We start from the raw sequence: 16,676 nt of genomic DNA, 5'->3' as shown, positions 1-16,676 counted from the left end.
ACCTAAATACCGTATGCAAAGGAGATTACTATGACACATACTTTTAGTGCATTGAAAATAAATCATTCTCTCATTGAAGGGCTAAAACACCAAGGTATTACTTCACCTATGCCTATTCAAGAGCTTACTTTACCAGCTTTTCTAGAAGGCCACGATGTCATCATCGAGTCACATACCGGAAGCGGTAAAACTTTAGCATTTGTCCTCCCTCTTTTTGAAAAAATTGATCTGACAAAACGCGAAATGCAAGCCATTATTTTAGCTCCTACCCATGAGCTTGTTATGCAGATTCATGAACAAATCACTGTACTTGCCAAAAATAGTAGCTTAAATATTCAATCTTGTCCAATCATAGGGGAGGTCAATATAGACCACCAAATCAAAAAACTTCGTGATAAGCCTCAAATTATTGTCGGAACTGCTGGTCGTATTCTAGATTTAATGACTAAGAAAAAAATCACTGCCTCTACTATCCAAACCGTGATTTTAGATGAAGCAGACCATTTACTTGATCAAAACCAAGCTAATACTATTAAAAAAATGCTTTATCTTTTACCTAAAGACCGTCAAATCTGTTTATGTTCAGCTAGTATGAGCCCTACTGCTATAGAGGCTGTTAAAACTTTTATGACTCATCCTGTTATAGTACGTACTGCAGAGCAAACTGTTCTTAACCCACGCATTAAGCATTTTTGTTTAGTAAGTGAACAACGAGAGAAATTCGATATGCTTCGTAAGCTTTTAGTCGCTACTCATACGCAGCGTGCTCTTATTTTTGTTAGTCAAAATACAGATACAACCACCTTAGTAGAAAAGCTAAAACATCATGGACATTCTGTAGCCACTATTTCTGGTAAGCTTACTAAAGAAGCTCGTAAAGCTGCTTTAACAGCCTTCAGGTCAGGTAAAGTAAAACTTCTTATTTCCTCTGATTTATCTGCCAGAGGCTTAGATGTACCAGATATTACTCATGTCATTCATTTTGATTTTCCACTAACCGCTCATGAGTATTTACATCGTGCAGGTCGTAGTGCAAGAGGCTTTAAAGAAGGTCATTCTATTTGCTTAGCTACACCTAAAGACTTAGGTGCCATACGTATTTTTGAACGTGACTTCAATATTACAATTATACCTATTAAACTGATTAAAGGACAAGTTAGAGATTTAAAAACAGGTGAGATTGTTGCTTCTTGTGACCCTAGCCATCAAAAACCATCTTTAGAAAAATCCGAATCAAAGAAACGTAATAAATATCCTAAAGGCTTTAATAGCGAAAAAAAGAAAAACTCTACTGCTTCTACACCAGTACCTGAAGCTAAACTTAAATCGCACAAAAAGAATACCTCTTTTAAGGAGGATGCATCACATGCTTCTCATACAAGTACGCTAGCTGATGCACTATCTCTTATTGCACAAGATAAATTTGGTAAAAACTACGAATAATCATATCATTGACAAGGGAACTCAACATGGCTAAAAAACAACTGGATTTATCTCACACCCTAGCACCTCTAGAAAATGAATTTAAGGAAACCTTACAAGAAATTTGTGAGCCGCATTCCCAAGAAAACGCTGTATTCGATGCAGCCATAGAGGATTTTATTGCAAAATATGGTGGAAGTGGTTACCGAAACTTAGATGACCTACTTGCTACCTCTGCTTTAGAAGCTGCTAATAGCTTACAAAATGAACCAATTCCCCTAGATATCCTCTTAAAAGATTTATTGGAATAGGAAATGAGAAATAGCTGTAATAAAATAAACAGCTAATAACTTTTATAAATAAAAACCATGTATAACTAAAAACATCCTAGCTATACATGGTTTTTATGCCTATAAAGCTCTTACCGTTCAGCTACTTTACTAAGTAGTACACGCCTATGCACAATGTACCAAAATAAACGGAGAAGTCTCTTCTTTTAATGCTCATTAAATTGATTATTCTTTACTGCATGATGCTCTTCATTTAAATGTAGCAAAAGCTCCTTTAAAGTCCATTTAATAGAAGTTTCAGTTACAACTGCTATTAATGGCCTATTCATGCGAAACTTCTTTAATCCTTCTATAAAAGCACTTATTCTTGTACTAGAGATATTATTAAAAATAATGGCTTTTTGTTTTAAACATGCGTCTGTACTAGAAGTTAACTGATTATCTAAAATAGCTTGTAAAGTGCATTCACCATGCTCCATTCCAAGTATAATTTGATCTCCTACGCCTGCCATTCTAGCCACCATTTGAATCTGTTTAAGCTCTGCTTGGGTAAAATAATACAGCATCATACAGCTTCTTTCGTGAATCACTTCTTGATCACTAACTGTTTTCATTTTTTCAAAAGACATACGCATACCTTCCTTTCTTTATAAAAATACACTTACAGTTAGTATAACATTTTATTTTAATTTAGCAACTTTCTTCTAAGATTCATTCTCTCCTAAACAATAACTAATCATACGATTTCTACCTAATAATTTAGCACGATATAAAGCATGATCTGCAAATTGAATAGCATCACTAAAGTTTAAGGTATACTCATTACAGATATAAAACCCTCCACTTACAGTTACTTTAATCTTGGTATCCTTTTTAGTTTCAAAACAACTTTCACTTAAGGCTTTTTTAATTCTTTGACATACCTTAACGACTTCTTTTTCCGATAAATCATCTAATATCACTAAAAATTCTTCTCCGCCATATCGTCCTACATAATCTTGCTTTCTAACCACTTTTTTTAGGATTTTTCCTATTTTCTTTAGTACTTCATCGCCTAATTGATGACCATAGCGGTCATTTACTTGCTTAAAATAGTCTGTATCTAACATCATCACAACTGTGCTTTTATGTTGTTTATGATTTTTCTTAAATAGTATTTCTCCTTGCTTTAATAAAGCACCTCTATTTAAAAGACCGGTAAGCGAGTCATGCATTCCTAAATACTCTGCTTGATGATATAAAGTAGTATTTTGTATTGTGATAGCCAAATAAGACGCAATTACACGTAATGAATTAAGGTCATTACTATTAAATATATTGACCTTGTAGCTTCCTATTCCAACAGCCCCTATCGCCTTATCATTTATGATAAGTGGCGTAAAAAGAACTGATTGTAGTTGTAACTCTTCTGCTTCACCTATCTCTTTTATATGATATGCTTCAAAATCTCCATTACTTACTGAAATATCTATTCTTTCCTTGGTACAGTATTCTGCTAAATACTCTGTATTTCTAATAAGTTCTTTACGTTCTTTCACAATATCACCTTTATGATCAACCAAAATATATCGAGGTACTTCTTGATCTAATATAAGAATACTGAATAAATCCATCTTAAATAATTTACTCAGCTGCTTATATATTTTATTATTGAGTACTGTTGGTTTTAAATGTTCTGTCAAAGCAACGCCTATCTGTGCAAGAACTTGCATATCTTGATAAAGTAATTTGTATTTTTCAATTTCTTTAGTCATATTAATTTGATTCAGTTTATCAAAGTATTTATGTACATTTTCATCTAATATATTCTCTTTACTTTTTTCATATTTTCTCAGATACCTGTATGCATCTTGCCACTCGTTAGTTTCTTCATAAATTTCACTTAATAGTTTATAACTTTCTTTAACATAAATCAGTGATTCATCTTGTTCTTCAATAATTTTTTTTAATTTTTGAATAGCCTCATTCATTCTTCCTTGTTTTTTATCATATTTCGCCCATTCAAATAAACTTTGTTCTTCTATTTCTTTAAATCTAATTTTCTTAATTCTTTCTTTTATATCCTTAAAGTCCTTTTCTGCTTGTGCATATAATTCACGACTTACATTAAGTTTTGCTCTTAAACTTAAAATCTGGATCAATTCAAGTGCATACTGTTCTTCATTCTTCTTGGCTAAATCATAAGCTCTCTTACTATATTCAGCTGCTAGTTCAAATTGTTTTTGGCACAAAAAAAGTTTAAGCCAAGCAATCTCAATATAAAGCTTAGTTGTATCCATTAAAATATAGTCTATGGCAACGATATTCTGTAAAATAAATTCTGCTTTTTTGTAAGCTTTAATAGCAATATATAAATCTAAAATACTTAGTAATAATTTTACTTTAATTTCAGGCCTTGCTAAGGCTTCAGCTTTCTCAAGGCCTTGTAAACCATATTCAATAGCTAGCGCAAACTCTTCTTTTTTTGTAAAGCCTACTAACAACATATTTTGAAGTTGAATAAGTTGATGTTTCTCTACCTCATTTTTAGGCTCTTGTAGGATTTGAACGCCATCTAATAAACCCTCTATCCCCTGGCTATACTTTCCCAAAACAAAATAATATTTTGCTTGTAGCATTAATAGCTCAATATAAGCTTTTTTACCTTCTTCTTTATGAATAAGGGATATAGCGCCTTTAATAGCCTCAATATTATCCTCTATATCCCCCCCCCAACTTCTTGTCATTAATGCAATAAAACCATCTATATAAGTAGGATCCTTTTTTATATTATCAAGCTGCTCTTCTAGCTTCTTCTTGTTTATCATAACTACCTCTTCATTAGACATTATTTACTATTAGTACTATAAATATTATACTATTTTCCTATAAAAAGAAAGTTGTATTAGTAATAATTCTTTATAATTCTACAAAAACTTCAGATTAAATCAAAACAAAACGAGAGCCTTTTACAGCTCTCGTTGATTGCCTTCATTAAAATAAAGTTCACAGCTAATTATTCGCTTAAATCTTTCACCTTTATTCTCATTCCTTGTAACTTTGTAAGTTTGCTTACTTTGGGTAGCCCCCAGACTAAGTTATGGTGATGATCAATAAGTAGTTACTCAAACGATCACGGCCTAAGATGTTTCTTAGTATGGCTAGACTCTACTAGCTTAAGCTTCCTGAATTAGCATTAATAAACTATGTTTTAGCTAGGCAATATTAGGTTGTGATAACTCTCTTTAACTAGTTTGCTACTGCATTCCACTCTCCAAGGGTACCATCTCCTAACCTATATACAGTAAGATTACCTTTGAGATATCTTCTGTACAAGCTTATTATGCGCCAGTTTACTTATTTTATACCCTTAATCATTCACTTTTTTCTTAATCTCAAATCTTGTTGTCTCCTTGTTAAAAAGCTGACTTCTAGATACTAGAAATCAGCTTCTTATCATTATAATCTTAAAATTTCAGTATAAGCTAATAAAAGTGGTGCAACACCTTTAGCTTCATTTTCAACAACTGGTTCTGAAATATAGTATTCAAAAGTACCATCTCTACTGTCTGGACGACCTAATCCTGCCACAAGACAAATGCCTCCTAAGCAAAGCTCTCCATCTTTCTCATATAAATATTTATCACAAATACCTTTAAATGCCTTTTCACCATATGCTCTATAGTTCTCTGGTAAGAAGCCCATTCTTACTCCTTTAAGAATACCATATGCCATGATAGCACTACCACTCGTTTCAAGATAGTTTCCTTCTCTATTACCTTGGTCTACTACTTGATACCACATACCACTCTCATCTTGGAATTTAATTATAGCTTCCATAATATCTTTAAAGTTATTGCTTAATTGTGTATAACCTTCTGTATAGGTTGAATCCATCTTTTCTAAAGTATCTAAGAGTGCCATAACATACCAACCTAATGCACGCAACCAAAAATTTTTAGAAAGACCGGTTACTTTATCACACCATGAAGCTTCTCTTGAAGAATCATAACCATGATAATATAAGCCTGTTTTAGAATCTTTCATTATTTTTTCAACATTAGCAAACTGATTGAAAATATCTTTATAGTTTTTCTTATTATTAAACTTTGTTTCATATTCCATATAAAAAGGTTGCCCCATATAAAGTCCATCTAACCAAACTTGATTTGGATAGATTTTCTTGTGCCAAAAGTTACCTTCCTTTGTACGAGGCTGTATTTTAACTTGCTCATAAACTGTATCTATAGCTTTTCTGTACTTTTCTTTACCTGTTAACTCATAAAGTTCAAAAAGCACCTTTCCTGCATTAACATTGTCGATGTTTAACTCATGAATATCATAGTGATTAATCTGACCATCTTCTCTTACATGATAACTAATAAAATCATCTGCAAAAGCTAAATATTTTTCCCCTTTAGTAATGGCATACATTTCTAAAAGTGCTTTAATCATGCATCCATCTATGTAATTCCATGTTGGCTCTTTACCTTGTAATATTTTTTCAATATTCCATATAGGTCTAGCTGGTGTACTCTTATCAATGAGCTCTTCGATGTACTTTCTAAGCATATCCATAGTCGTTTCCTCGTTTCTATTTCAATTCAAAATTTTATTCATATTTATTAATTTATATTAGTATAAACATCTATTATCACTTTATTTTGTTTACACTATTATCTTTATTTTACATGAAATAAATGTATTTGTCATGGAAATAAAAATTTTTATTACTAACCAACAAAAATCAATATTTTTTTTATAAATAGTGCTAAATTGATTATTCTTTGGAAAACCCAAAACAAGGTAAAAGTTTGGTACTCCAAGGTAATTTATCTAACCTACCTGCGAACAAGGCAAAAAATGAGGTGCTTAAACAATAATAAATACTTGTTTGCACCTCAAAAATACCTTAGAATAAGATAGATTACAAAATGGAGGAGGTATTTATGAATCGTTTTAAAAAACCTGTTTTTTTAGTAACTTATGGTTTAATCTTATATTTTTTCTTATTACGATTTGAAGTTTTTTCAGGAGTCATGCTCAAACTCTTAAATCTTACAAAACCTTTTATTTGGGGCTTTGCTTTAGCTTATATTCTTAATATTCCTTATACTTATTTCTTAACTAAACTGTTTAAAAACAATAAGAGAGATCCTCGTTATAAACTAAAGAAGTCTTTGTCACTCATTGCTTCCTACTTAATTTTCTTTTTCATCATTGGCTTTATTTTCTCTATGCTTATTCCTCAATTAGGTGAAAGTATTAATATATTCATGGCTAACTCTACTGAATACTATCAGACTTTACAGAACTACTTAACTGATATTGTTACTAAACTTAAATTAGAGCCTTCTATATGGAATGAAATTCAAAAAGCAATTATGTCTCTCGTAGAAGTCCTTAAAGGTTTATTACCTTCTTTAATTGGTGTCGTTACTAGTACTGCTTCTGGTTTAGTTAACCTGCTGGGTACTTTATTTATCTCTGTTTACTTCTTGGCAAGTAAAGAAACTTTGATGTCTCTTGTCACACGCACCTTAGATGCTTTTGCTACCAATAAGACAAAGACTAAGTTAAAACATGTCTTAGAAGTAACTGATCAAACTTTTAGAGGCTTTATTATTGGTCAACTAACAGATGCACTTATTATTGGTATTATTACCTTTGTTTGCTCTAGCTTGTTTGGTTTTCCTTATCCTATCCTTCTTGGCTTCCTAGCTGGAGTAACTAACGTTATTCCTGTTATCGGGCCATTTATTGGAGCTGTGCCTTGTGTACTTATTATTTTAATGGTAGAACCTACTAAAGCTATTTGGTATGTCATCTTTATTACGATTCTTCAACAAATTGATGGTAATTTTATCTGTCCAAAAATAGTAGGAGACTCTACTGGCTTGGATGGTTTATGGATTTTGTTAGCTGTTATTGTTGGCGGCGGTTTCTTTGGTGTTGTAGGCTGCTTATTAGCTGTTCCACTTTGTGCCGTGGCCTTTAAACTTTATGAAGAATTTTTAAGTCATCGTCTAACAACTGAAAATGCTTCCTCTAGTGATTCTGCACCTAACCCACAATCCACTTCTCCACGTTCAAGAAGATCACATTAAAACGCTCATCTTTTATATACAACTAAAAAGGTAGGTTCCCTATTGGGCAACCTACCTTTTTAGTTGTATATATTATTCTATTTTTTACTTATGAATCTATTTTCCTACCACATTCTTCACAGGTATTTGCTGCTTCATTACATTTTTGACACTTATCATTGTTATAAAGTGGTACATATGTCTCTTCCCCACACTGCTTACAACGAATAAGGACTTGCTTTCTTACTTTCCCTTTTTCTTTACAACGCTTACAAAACATATTCTCACTCGCCTTCTGTCTTTACAAGATTAGTCTTTTTACTTTATTTTATAAATAAATCGTTCTGATTTCAACTATTCCTATCTTACTTTTGTTAAACAGATCTTTCTACTTATAATCTGATCATATTCACCTTGCTTATACCATTCATGTAGCTCTTTAGCTCTTAGTACTGTCCAAGGATGTGTCTGATACAAAGAGCTTAATACCTTAACCACTTTATTATAAGCCTCTGAATCTAAGTTCTCAAATTGCTCCATTTGCTTTAAGAAATCCATTTCATTCATATGCCCATAAAATTGTGGTGGGTAACCTGCACATTTCATTAACGCCTTAATAGCTGCTTTGTGGCTTTGACAAACCAGTAGGCCTGCTCTATCTGCCGTAAGTTCTGACTTTCTATACCAATTATATAAAGAAATTTGAAGTCCTGCTCCAATGATACTGCCAAACCCTAATGTCATTTGAGCTGCTATTTCCGCTAAATATGGCAATGCTTGTCCCATCATATGATACATTAAATGCTGACTCTTAATATGCCCTATCTCATGCCCTATGATAAACAGTAATTCATCATAATCCAGTAGACTTAAACATCCAGCATTTAATATAATGATAGGATTTTCAATACCAGTTGTACAACCATTGATTTGAAACCCTTGTTGCACATAAACATCTGGCATCTTATTAAGATTTAATATACGACAAGCTGTTTTAACAGCTTCATAAATATAAGGCATATTGGTTGGTGTTACTTTAATATTACTGCCTGTATACTGAACCTTAATAAATCGTTCTATATCATACTCTACAAACAATTTAAGGGGTGCCTCTAGCATCTTATTACCACGTAATACTTCTAATAAACGATGATCTTCTGGATGTTCATATTCCATAGCGTCAAGATTTGTCAAAATGATTCTTTGTGTAATTCTCCCTGCTTCCCTTTCATCTATATCCGTACTATAAACTTCAACTAATAGCTGCTCTATAAGCCTAGTAATAAACTCTTCTATGTATTCTTCTGGCTCCACAATACATTGCACAGACGTATATTGCTTTTCTTTACATCTATTTTTAATGTAATTTACCCTTTCTTCGCTCCATTCTTTTTCTATGGTTTTCATATCAGCTTTTTCAAGTTGTAACAGCCTCCCCCATTTTTCAGCGAACTTCTCTATACCCATACTGCCCTTTAAGTACTGATATAAATATCCATAATTATATATCATCAATTTTTGAGCCTTTGAAAGTTGATGACAGAGCAATTCTAACTGGTATTTTCCCTCTGTGACTGTTCCAAAAGATAAATTTTTAAAAGACTCCTGTTTACTTACAAGTTCTAAAACTTGTTTTCTATCTTCCTCATTTACTATTTGATAAATAATACATAATAAGCTATACTGATTCATCTTTTCTCCCCTTCTACCATACCCATGGTCCAAATCCGGAAATAAGAGGAGTAACTTTTTCTTTTTCTGGTATAGGTGCTTCTATTAATGGGCTCACTCGAAAACTTTCTTCATTATTAAAAAAGTTAACATTCATTTGCTCTGTGATACCTACTTGAAAAAGCTGTTGCTGTTTTTTCTTTTCCTTGGCTAAGGCTATCTTATTATCAATTTCTATTAGCTGTGTAAAAATGTTCATTTATATCCCAACCTTTTTGATAAAATATATTTTATATTAAGACTATTATACCATCTTATTAAACTACATATATACTTATTTTATCAAGATAGCCTTCCACCTATTGATAAGTTACTATTTCTACATTCTTATAAAAATGTTTTAATATCACATCATAAGTATACCCCATTTCAGCCATTCCTCTTACACCATCTTGGCTCATACCTACGCCATGACCAAAACCACCACCATACAAAACAATCTGTTTTAATTGCTCTTGATTATTATAGGTAATATCAGGTGCAAAAAAAGCACTTGGTAAAAGTGACATAGGATTCGTGATACTACCATCACTTCTTGTTACTACAACTCCTGGATTACCAGCACCACCAAGTAATCGCCTAATCACGTACTCTGTTGATACTTTAATAGTTGCTTTAGACCCTTTTAAAATAAGAGTCATTACATTTCCACCTTCTCCTCTTTCAACTACTTGCAGATTTTGAATCTCCCCGATACCTTCTATACCTTGACTCTTCCACTCATTGTCTACTTTCACTTTGATTAGTGCTGGATAGTCATTAGTAAGCTTACTTATAGCATTATTAACTAAAGTACTCAATTCCTCCTGTGATAACTGTACCTGCCATCTAAACCAAGGTGAATTTTCATCAAAAGCATCTATATCCGCTGCTGTTAGCTTAAAAAACTGATAAGCCGTCTTCTCTTCCTTCATATTCTCTACCATCTTGTCACCTGTATACTGCTTTTCAGCCATCATATAGGGTGGTGTATCACTAGGAAAGGTTTCTCCTGCTGCCCATACCTCTCCATAATTAGCCGTGTAACCACAAGAAGTAGCAAAGAACTTACTACTTAATAGTTTTCCCTTGTAAGTTAATACTTTTCCTTCAGTAGCCGCTGTTGCTTCATAAGCTAATGGATTAGGTGCTAAATTGTTATAAACTTGTGAGGCTGTTGTATCATCGATTTGTGCACCGTACTGAACAAACTTACTGCTTTCCTTACTAGCTACCCCATAGGTTCTAGCTGCAATAGCTTGCACCTTTAATGCTTCAATCCCATAACTTGTTGGCATTTCACTAGGAATAACACCTGCTACATAATTTTCCATATCCACTTCATTCACAATATGATAGCCATCTTGTACTTTTGTTATTTCCATACATCCTTTATATTTAGGAAAACCTTGACTTTTATTTACAGTCAAAAGCTTCATAGCAGTGTCTCCTTTTGGCACCAAACGTACCACTGCAGCCTCCTTATTCCAATTAAATGTCTGGCTATCCCATACTTCTTCTGGTGCTAGTTTAGATGTTTCCCCATTATATATAAGATCATATTCTGCTGTACTTACTAATTTTACTTGTTTATGAACATAGCTTCCTTCTTTATTAGCAAGTACCACTCTCAAGCCTTCTCTATTACTTCTACCTATTACCTGAAGTGCAACAAGCTCATTACCTTCTTTTTGATAAGCAATTTGTACGCCATAGGGTAACTGGTTAATAGACGTATAATTTCCTAAATCCGTTTTGTCAGAAATTGTTACGTCTTTATAATTTAATACGCCTGCTTTTTCTAAAGTTATAGTATTGCTAGTTACTTTTGTTACGATATCTTTTTCTCCATATATTTCTGGTTCATATGCAATTGCTCCTTCGCTACTTATAGTGAGCTTGCCAATACTCCCCTCTTGCTGGAGATCTACTCCTTTATTTTGAAAGCTTATACTCTTCCCTTTGACTACTGCTGTAACTATCTGGTCAGTTACTAATTTAATTTCGCAATTCTCTATAGTACCTTCTTTGCTTATCACTTTCATGACGCCTAATATTTCTTGCCCCCTTACTGCTATCTGTATCGTCTGATTTTTAAGTGGCTCTAAAATCAATCCTTTAAATCCGAAGGTACCTTGGTCAGTAACGACTTGCCATGCTCCCAGCTGTTCATCTGAAGGCGTTGCTAAGATGACTAAGGTTATGTACTTCATATGAGAATCCTTCTTTACTTGATTCATTGCTGAATAATAGGTATTAATGACCTCATGGATGCTTAAATGTTTATCTTTATTAGCTTCACTCTTAGTTGCCGTAACCTCATAGCCTTCTCCAACTACTTCTGATAAAACTTTACTTAGAGTTTGTTCATCCATTAATTGGAGAGCCTCCTTCTCATTTAACGCCTTAAAACCTTGTTGCTGCAAACTTGCATAATATGAACTATACCAAGTCGTCTCAGATTTGTCTTCCTGCTTACCTGTTGTTTCTTTCTCATCTAATGTACATGCCAAAAGTTTTGCCATATTAGCTTGTGTACAAGGTACTTCATACAAACTGCTTTCTTCACTTACAGCTACTACTTCCCTCCCTAAAAAAAATCCTGGTAAAAGCTCTCGTCCTATCAAACAGTACCATAGCGCTACTATAAAGAGAACCGCCCATAAGGTTGCATCATTTCTTTTCCCTCTTCGTTTTACTCGCCTCTTATAGCGCTTAACCCGATGCATATTTCTGCTCATTTATTTGCCTCCTTAGTAACTCCTTATACTACAGTCTATGCTAGCTTGTCTTATGTAAGAACAAAATAATAAAAGTGCCTAAGCTTATAAGCTTAGACACTTTTATCGGAATGGCTTGCACACTCAGCACACAAACCTTTTAATTGTAAATGATGTTCTGTTACGACAAAACCCGTTTCCTTATTTAAAGTCCGGCTGAAACTTTCCACTGGACACTCATCTATCATGATATGCTTATGACAAGCTAAACATTCTAACTCATGTGCATGATGATGCTCTTTGAGCTGAAAATAAATTTTTCCTCCTGGTTCACCTGTCTTAGTAACCGCACCTTTTTCAGCCAAGGTATTGAGGGTCCTATATACAGTCGAAAAATTAATGCCTTCTTGTACATCAATACAGCTATAAATTTCCTCTGCTGTAATAGGCTCTTTACTTTTTTCAAGAATAGCTACTATCACTTTTCTTTGCTTAGTTACTTTTATCCCTAAACTTGCTAATAGCTCTTGCTTCATATTTATCCCTCACTTGCAAAGTACTTTATGAAATCATTTGTAGTAGCATACCAAATATAACACCCGTCACATATAGTATTCCTAAAATTTTTATATTCTCTATAAAAGACTTATTAGCTTTAAAAAGAATAACGAGCCCCATACCTGCACCTGGTATTAATCCTGCAATAAGCGAGCCTAAACTTAATGTACCTGCAATATACATCTCTGTTAAAACGATAGAAGCTGCACAATTAGGAATAAGCCCTACTAATGCTGCAAGCACTGGTTGCCACATACTATTGGATAGTAAGATTTGACTTAATGAATCTTCACCAATCCCTTCAATTATAGCATTAAGTATAAGATTTATCACCAAAATATACATAAATACTTTTACAGTATGTAAAAGTGCACTTCTCCAAATCCCACCATTATGACTATGACATCCGTCTTGACATTTACATCCACCTTGTACTTCCACGTTTTCAGATACCATTTGTTTGGGTGTTAAAGTAGACCTTCCTAACATTCTCATTATGGCTTCAATCACTAACCCCATAAAGATTGCAATAATAAATTTTAGACCAAGTACAATTCCTACACTGCTCAGCATACCAGGATTAGCAAATAAAATGGGAATGGCTTCATCTGAAGTAGAAATAAAAATAGCTAACAAGGTACCTATACTAATCATACCTCTACTATATAAATTAGCTCCTACCACAGAAAAGCCACATTGTGGTAAGCATCCTAACGTACTTCCTATAATAGGACCTAACCATTTAGCGCCTACTAACCTCCTATATAAACGATTATCTGTACTGCTATCTAAATAACCTATAAGTAAATAAACTAAAAATAAAAACGGTAATAGCTTTATACTATCTAATAAAGCATCTATTATTAATTCCATAAGACCTCCTATATGCAAATAACTTGCATTTACATTTTCATTATAGCTTTGTTGCGAATCATTTGCAATAGTTTCACAAGAATTAACTTAAATCATCACATTCTTTTAAAGCTTTAAGTAATGAATTAGATGTCTCCTTAGCGCTATGATGATCTTTAATTGCTTCTAAGAACAAAAGATTATAGTCACCTGCCTCACTTAAAAGATTATAACTTATATTCCCATGATAATAATAACATTTCACCATTTTCAAATGGCTCATTTTTTGTATTTTTCCCTTTGTTAAGTGATCTAATACGACTATAATACTTTTCTCTATGGGATTGAGTGGATATTCACTTTTTCCAATATCATGTAGCAGCCCTAAACGTATATATTCTACTTGTTGGTCTTTTCCTGCTCTTTTTTTTAACGCATTAGCGACGCGTAAACTATGTTTTTGTTCATAAACCCTAAGCTTGTAAAAGAGTTCTTTTTCTTTCTCAGATAAGTAATGATTTACAAATTCTTTTTCCTCTATACTCATCTTAGCCACCATAGCCCAAACAAACTGCTTAATACGATAAACCATATCTTGCTCCTTTCTTTCAGTGTATTATGTTTTTCTTATTTTTATGTATTTAGTCATTATTTTTATTAGCAAAAAAGCATCAACCTCTTATAGGTTGATGCTCATACAATGCCCAAAATGCCGGTCCTGCGATTTTGACGCCCTAGACTACTCTAGGTGGGTACCTTTCTTACTTATTCTGCCTTCCACTGCCCAAAGGGAATTATCTTGTGGCCTGACATAGCTAGTAAGTAAATCAAGTTCCCGTGCATAATTTGTAGGTTCAAAATAACAGGTTGTCGTACACCCCAGGTAATTTGTCTTTTGTTACCTTCATTATATCATTTTCTACCTTTTTTGCAAGTTTATTTTTCTCCTAATAGATTCCAATAACTTCCTTACCTTATTCAATTAAAATGGCAATCAAAAAAGACATAAAAACCAAATTAGATTTTTATGTCTTCTTATTTATTGTGCTGAACGTTTCTTTACGCGTTTAAGTCTAAAGAAATCTTCTCTTTCTTTTTCTTCTAGTGCTTCTTGTATATATTTTACTTGTTCTTTATAACGTGGAATTTGAATATGCTGCAGTGCATTGGTTCTTTTTTGAGTCTTTTGAATCTCTTTAGCTAACTTAAAAACTGAGTTATCAATTTCTGCTAATTCATACATCATATAACGTACAGTTCTAAAACGTTCTGCTGCTGCATCTAGTGCTGGATTCGTGTTATGAAAACCATAACTAGGTTTTACAGGCATCTTTGAATACTTAATAGTAGGAATATCGACCCCCATAACACTCTTTAAAAGAATATCAAATTCTTCATCCTTAGGAATACTACGCGTAATATTTTCTACATTCTTAATACCTGTTGTAATATTGACATTCTGAAGTTGATCATAGGCCTCTTGCAAGGTAACATAAATATTTCCTTGAATAGCTTTTGCCCGATCTACTAGGCTCATCATTTCTTTGATTAAGACATTTCTCTTTTTATCTAATAACTCAAAGCCTTTATTAGATAAATCAAGTGCTGCTTTAGCTTTAATAAGGTTAGATTTAGTAGGTGCAACGAGAACAGCCATAGCTTACCTCTCCTTTTCACCTTTATAGTACTTCTCTAAAAGTTCTGGTTCAATACGGTCAAGCTCGGATTTTGGTAATATAGATAAAATCTCCCAACCTAAATCTAAAGTTTCCATAATCGTACGATTTTCATGAGCACCTTGGGCAACAAATTTTTCTTCAAAAACTCTACCAAATGTAAGATAAAGCTTATCTATATCACCTAGATCATCTTCTCCTATAATTTGTGCTAAAGAACGTACATCTTGCACTTTGGAATAAGATGAGAAAATTTGGTTAGATAAAGCAGCATGATCTTCTCTTGTATAATCTTCTCCGATACCATCCTTCATTAAACGAGAAAGTGATGGTAAAATATCAATCGGTGGATAAATCCCTTTTTGATTAAGTACACGGTTTAATACAATTTGACCTTCAGTAATGAAGCCTGTTAAGTCCGGAATAGGATGAGTAATATCATCATTTGGCATGGTTAAAATAGGAATCAGTGTAATAGACCCTTGTTTTCCTTCTAGCATTCCTGCTCTTTCATAGATCGTAGATAAGTCACTATAAAGATAACCTGGATAACCTTTACGAGATGGTACCTCACCACGAGTTGAAGACATTTCACGAAGTGCTTCACTATAGCTAGTCATATCTGTTAATACGACTAATACATGCATGTCTTGTTCAAATGCAAGGTATTCTGCTGCAGTTAATGCGCAACGTGGTGTAGAAATTCTTTCTGTAATAGGATCATCTGCAAGATTAAGATACATAACAACGTGATCAAGTACCCCAGCTGCTTCAAAACTACGTGTAAAATAAGATGCATCATCATGACGTACACCCATTGCACCAAAGACAACAGCAAAGTTATCTGCATTAGCTCCTTCAATCTTAGCTTGCTTAACAATTTGAACAGCTAATTCATTATGAGCAATACCATTACCAGAGAAAATAGGTAGTTTTTGACCACGAATAAGTGTCATTAATGCATCAATAGCAGAAACACCTGTTTGAATAAAGTTTCTTGGATAACGACGTGCTACTGGATTAATAGGACGTCCGTTAACATTATATTTGTCCTTAGAGATAATTTGATAAGCACCATCTATAGGCTCACCTATCCCATTAAAAGAACGTCCTAATATTTCTTTTGATAAAGGAAGTTTTAAAGGCTCTCCTGTAAACTTAACAGAAGCATTACCTGTAGAAATACCGGCTGTACCTTCAAAAACTTGAACCACAACGGTTTTACCTTCTACTTTAATAACTTTACCTTTTCTCATTTCCCCATTGTCTAATTTAATATGAACCATTTCATCATAAGCAACATCGTCTATATTGGAAAGGACAATGAGGGGCCCTTCTACTTTGTTTAATTTTAAGTATTCTTTTCTCATATTTTTCCCCTTT

15 protein-coding genes and 1 other RNA gene are annotated in these 16,676 nt (G+C 33.3%); 3 read left to right on the top strand and 13 right to left on the bottom strand.

Translation table 11 applies throughout. The features are described from left to right. Positions 1 to 30: 30 nt before the first annotated feature. Positions 31 to 1,443 (top strand): DEAD/DEAH box helicase, encoded by a 1,413-nt coding sequence (locus CLOLE_RS07090; protein ID WP_013656404.1) that lies wholly within the window; start codon positions 31 to 33, stop codon positions 1,441 to 1,443. Between the two features lie 26 nt (positions 1,444 to 1,469). After that, positions 1,470 to 1,733 carry a hypothetical protein gene (locus tag CLOLE_RS07085; RefSeq protein ID WP_013656403.1) on the top strand — a complete coding sequence of 88 codons (264 nt, stop codon included), beginning with the start codon at positions 1,470 to 1,472 and terminating at the stop codon, positions 1,731 to 1,733. A gap of 185 nt (positions 1,734 to 1,918) precedes the next feature. Here the strand turns inward: CLOLE_RS07085 and CLOLE_RS07080 are convergent, their stop codons facing one another. The 3 genes from CLOLE_RS07080 to CLOLE_RS07070 all read right to left on the bottom strand — a co-directional run bounded on the left by CLOLE_RS07080 (position 1,919) and on the right by CLOLE_RS07070 (position 6,269). Beyond that, positions 1,919 to 2,326 carry a DUF3783 domain-containing protein gene (locus CLOLE_RS07080; RefSeq protein WP_162145074.1) on the bottom strand — a complete coding sequence of 136 codons (408 nt, stop codon included), beginning with the start codon at positions 2,324 to 2,326 and terminating at the stop codon, positions 1,919 to 1,921. A gap of 90 nt (positions 2,327 to 2,416) precedes the next feature. Further along, positions 2,417 to 4,519, bottom strand: coding sequence for a sensor domain-containing diguanylate cyclase (locus CLOLE_RS07075; protein ID WP_041712929.1), 2,103 nt, complete (start codon positions 4,517 to 4,519; stop codon positions 2,417 to 2,419). Between the two features lie 631 nt (positions 4,520 to 5,150). Continuing rightward, the gene (locus CLOLE_RS07070; RefSeq protein ID WP_013656400.1) at positions 5,151 to 6,269 is read right to left on the bottom strand and encodes a glycoside hydrolase family 88/105 protein; all 1,119 of its coding nucleotides are present in this window, start codon (positions 6,267 to 6,269) and stop codon (positions 5,151 to 5,153) included. A gap of 371 nt (positions 6,270 to 6,640) precedes the next feature. Between CLOLE_RS07070 and CLOLE_RS07065 the strand changes: the two genes are divergently transcribed. After that, entirely contained in the window at positions 6,641 to 7,798 is a 1,158-nt protein-coding gene (locus tag CLOLE_RS07065; RefSeq protein WP_013656399.1) for an AI-2E family transporter, read from the top strand. Between the two features lie 88 nt (positions 7,799 to 7,886). On the opposite strand, the gene CLOLE_RS22910 is transcribed toward CLOLE_RS07065, so the two are convergent. From CLOLE_RS22910 to CLOLE_RS07025, 10 genes are all read right to left on the bottom strand, one after another. Next, a complete protein-coding gene (locus tag CLOLE_RS22910) occupies positions 7,887 to 8,057 on the bottom strand; it encodes a hypothetical protein (RefSeq protein ID WP_013656398.1) in 171 nt (56 codons plus the stop codon). An 80-nt stretch (positions 8,058 to 8,137) separates the two neighbouring features. Beyond that, positions 8,138 to 9,469: a M48 family metallopeptidase gene (locus CLOLE_RS21725; RefSeq protein WP_013656397.1), complete on the bottom strand. Its 1,332-nt coding sequence runs from the start codon at positions 9,467 to 9,469 to the stop codon at positions 8,138 to 8,140. A 13-nt stretch (positions 9,470 to 9,482) separates the two neighbouring features. After that, entirely contained in the window at positions 9,483 to 9,707 is a 225-nt protein-coding gene (locus tag CLOLE_RS07055) for a hypothetical protein (protein WP_013656396.1), read from the bottom strand. 100 nt (positions 9,708 to 9,807) lie between these two features. Then, positions 9,808 to 12,228 carry a SpoIID/LytB domain-containing protein gene (locus tag CLOLE_RS07050; protein ID WP_013656395.1) on the bottom strand — a complete coding sequence of 807 codons (2,421 nt, stop codon included), beginning with the start codon at positions 12,226 to 12,228 and terminating at the stop codon, positions 9,808 to 9,810. A 92-nt stretch (positions 12,229 to 12,320) separates the two neighbouring features. Continuing rightward, on the bottom strand, positions 12,321 to 12,743 hold the full coding sequence (locus tag CLOLE_RS07045; RefSeq protein ID WP_013656394.1) for a Fur family transcriptional regulator: 423 nt from the start codon (positions 12,741 to 12,743) through the stop codon (positions 12,321 to 12,323). A 25-nt stretch (positions 12,744 to 12,768) separates the two neighbouring features. Beyond that, on the bottom strand, positions 12,769 to 13,638 hold the full coding sequence (locus CLOLE_RS07040; RefSeq protein WP_013656393.1) for a putative manganese transporter: 870 nt from the start codon (positions 13,636 to 13,638) through the stop codon (positions 12,769 to 12,771). An 82-nt stretch (positions 13,639 to 13,720) separates the two neighbouring features. Further along, on the bottom strand, positions 13,721 to 14,209 hold the full coding sequence (locus CLOLE_RS07035) for an HD domain-containing protein (RefSeq protein WP_013656392.1): 489 nt from the start codon (positions 14,207 to 14,209) through the stop codon (positions 13,721 to 13,723). Between the two features lie 105 nt (positions 14,210 to 14,314). Further along, a non-coding RNA gene (ssrS, locus tag CLOLE_RS22385) (6S RNA) lies at positions 14,315 to 14,506 on the bottom strand. 150 nt (positions 14,507 to 14,656) lie between these two features. Further along, a complete protein-coding gene (locus CLOLE_RS07030) occupies positions 14,657 to 15,274 on the bottom strand; it encodes a V-type ATP synthase subunit D (protein ID WP_013656391.1) in 618 nt (205 codons plus the stop codon). A gap of 3 nt (positions 15,275 to 15,277) precedes the next feature. Continuing rightward, complete coding sequence (locus tag CLOLE_RS07025) at positions 15,278 to 16,663, bottom strand: V-type ATP synthase subunit B (protein WP_013656390.1); 1,386 nt, start codon at positions 16,661 to 16,663, stop codon at positions 15,278 to 15,280. Positions 16,664 to 16,676: the final 13 nt, after the last annotated feature.

Source organism: Cellulosilyticum lentocellum DSM 5427 (assembly GCF_000178835.2).
Lineage (GTDB): Bacteria > Bacillota > Clostridia > Lachnospirales > Cellulosilyticaceae > Cellulosilyticum > Cellulosilyticum lentocellum.
The sequence above is the reverse complement of the archived record's forward strand: the minus strand, read 5'-3'. Positions and strand labels throughout refer to the sequence as shown.

What these genes read in the sequence shown, in the direction of transcription:
- CLOLE_RS22910 (WP_013656398.1), bottom strand. Translation starts at nt 8,057, where the DNA reads ATGTTTTGTAAGCGTTGTAAAGAAAAAGGGAAAGTAAGAAAGCAAGTC.
- CLOLE_RS07035 (WP_013656392.1), bottom strand. Translation starts at nt 14,209, where the DNA reads ATGGTTTATCGTATTAAGCAGTTTGTTTGGGCTATGGTGGCTAAGATG.
- CLOLE_RS07075 (WP_041712929.1), bottom strand. Translation starts at nt 4,519, where the DNA reads ATGATAAACAAGAAGAAGCTAGAAGAGCAGCTTGATAATATAAAAAAG.
- CLOLE_RS07090 (WP_013656404.1), top strand. Translation starts at nt 31, where the DNA reads ATGACACATACTTTTAGTGCATTGAAAATAAATCATTCTCTCATTGAA.
- CLOLE_RS07070 (WP_013656400.1), bottom strand. Translation starts at nt 6,269, where the DNA reads ATGGATATGCTTAGAAAGTACATCGAAGAGCTCATTGATAAGAGTACA.
- CLOLE_RS07025 (WP_013656390.1), bottom strand. Translation starts at nt 16,663, where the DNA reads ATGAGAAAAGAATACTTAAAATTAAACAAAGTAGAAGGGCCCCTCATT.
- CLOLE_RS07080 (WP_162145074.1), bottom strand. Translation starts at nt 2,326, where the DNA reads ATGAAAACAGTTAGTGATCAAGAAGTGATTCACGAAAGAAGCTGTATG.
- CLOLE_RS07055 (WP_013656396.1), bottom strand. Translation starts at nt 9,707, where the DNA reads ATGAACATTTTTACACAGCTAATAGAAATTGATAATAAGATAGCCTTA.
- CLOLE_RS07085 (WP_013656403.1), top strand. Translation starts at nt 1,470, where the DNA reads ATGGCTAAAAAACAACTGGATTTATCTCACACCCTAGCACCTCTAGAA.
- CLOLE_RS07040 (WP_013656393.1), bottom strand. Translation starts at nt 13,638, where the DNA reads ATGGAATTAATAATAGATGCTTTATTAGATAGTATAAAGCTATTACCG.
- CLOLE_RS07065 (WP_013656399.1), top strand. Translation starts at nt 6,641, where the DNA reads ATGAATCGTTTTAAAAAACCTGTTTTTTTAGTAACTTATGGTTTAATC.
- CLOLE_RS21725 (WP_013656397.1), bottom strand. Translation starts at nt 9,469, where the DNA reads ATGAATCAGTATAGCTTATTATGTATTATTTATCAAATAGTAAATGAG.
- CLOLE_RS07030 (WP_013656391.1), bottom strand. Translation starts at nt 15,274, where the DNA reads ATGGCTGTTCTCGTTGCACCTACTAAATCTAACCTTATTAAAGCTAAA.
- CLOLE_RS07050 (WP_013656395.1), bottom strand. Translation starts at nt 12,228, where the DNA reads ATGAGCAGAAATATGCATCGGGTTAAGCGCTATAAGAGGCGAGTAAAA.
- CLOLE_RS07045 (WP_013656394.1), bottom strand. Translation starts at nt 12,743, where the DNA reads ATGAAGCAAGAGCTATTAGCAAGTTTAGGGATAAAAGTAACTAAGCAA.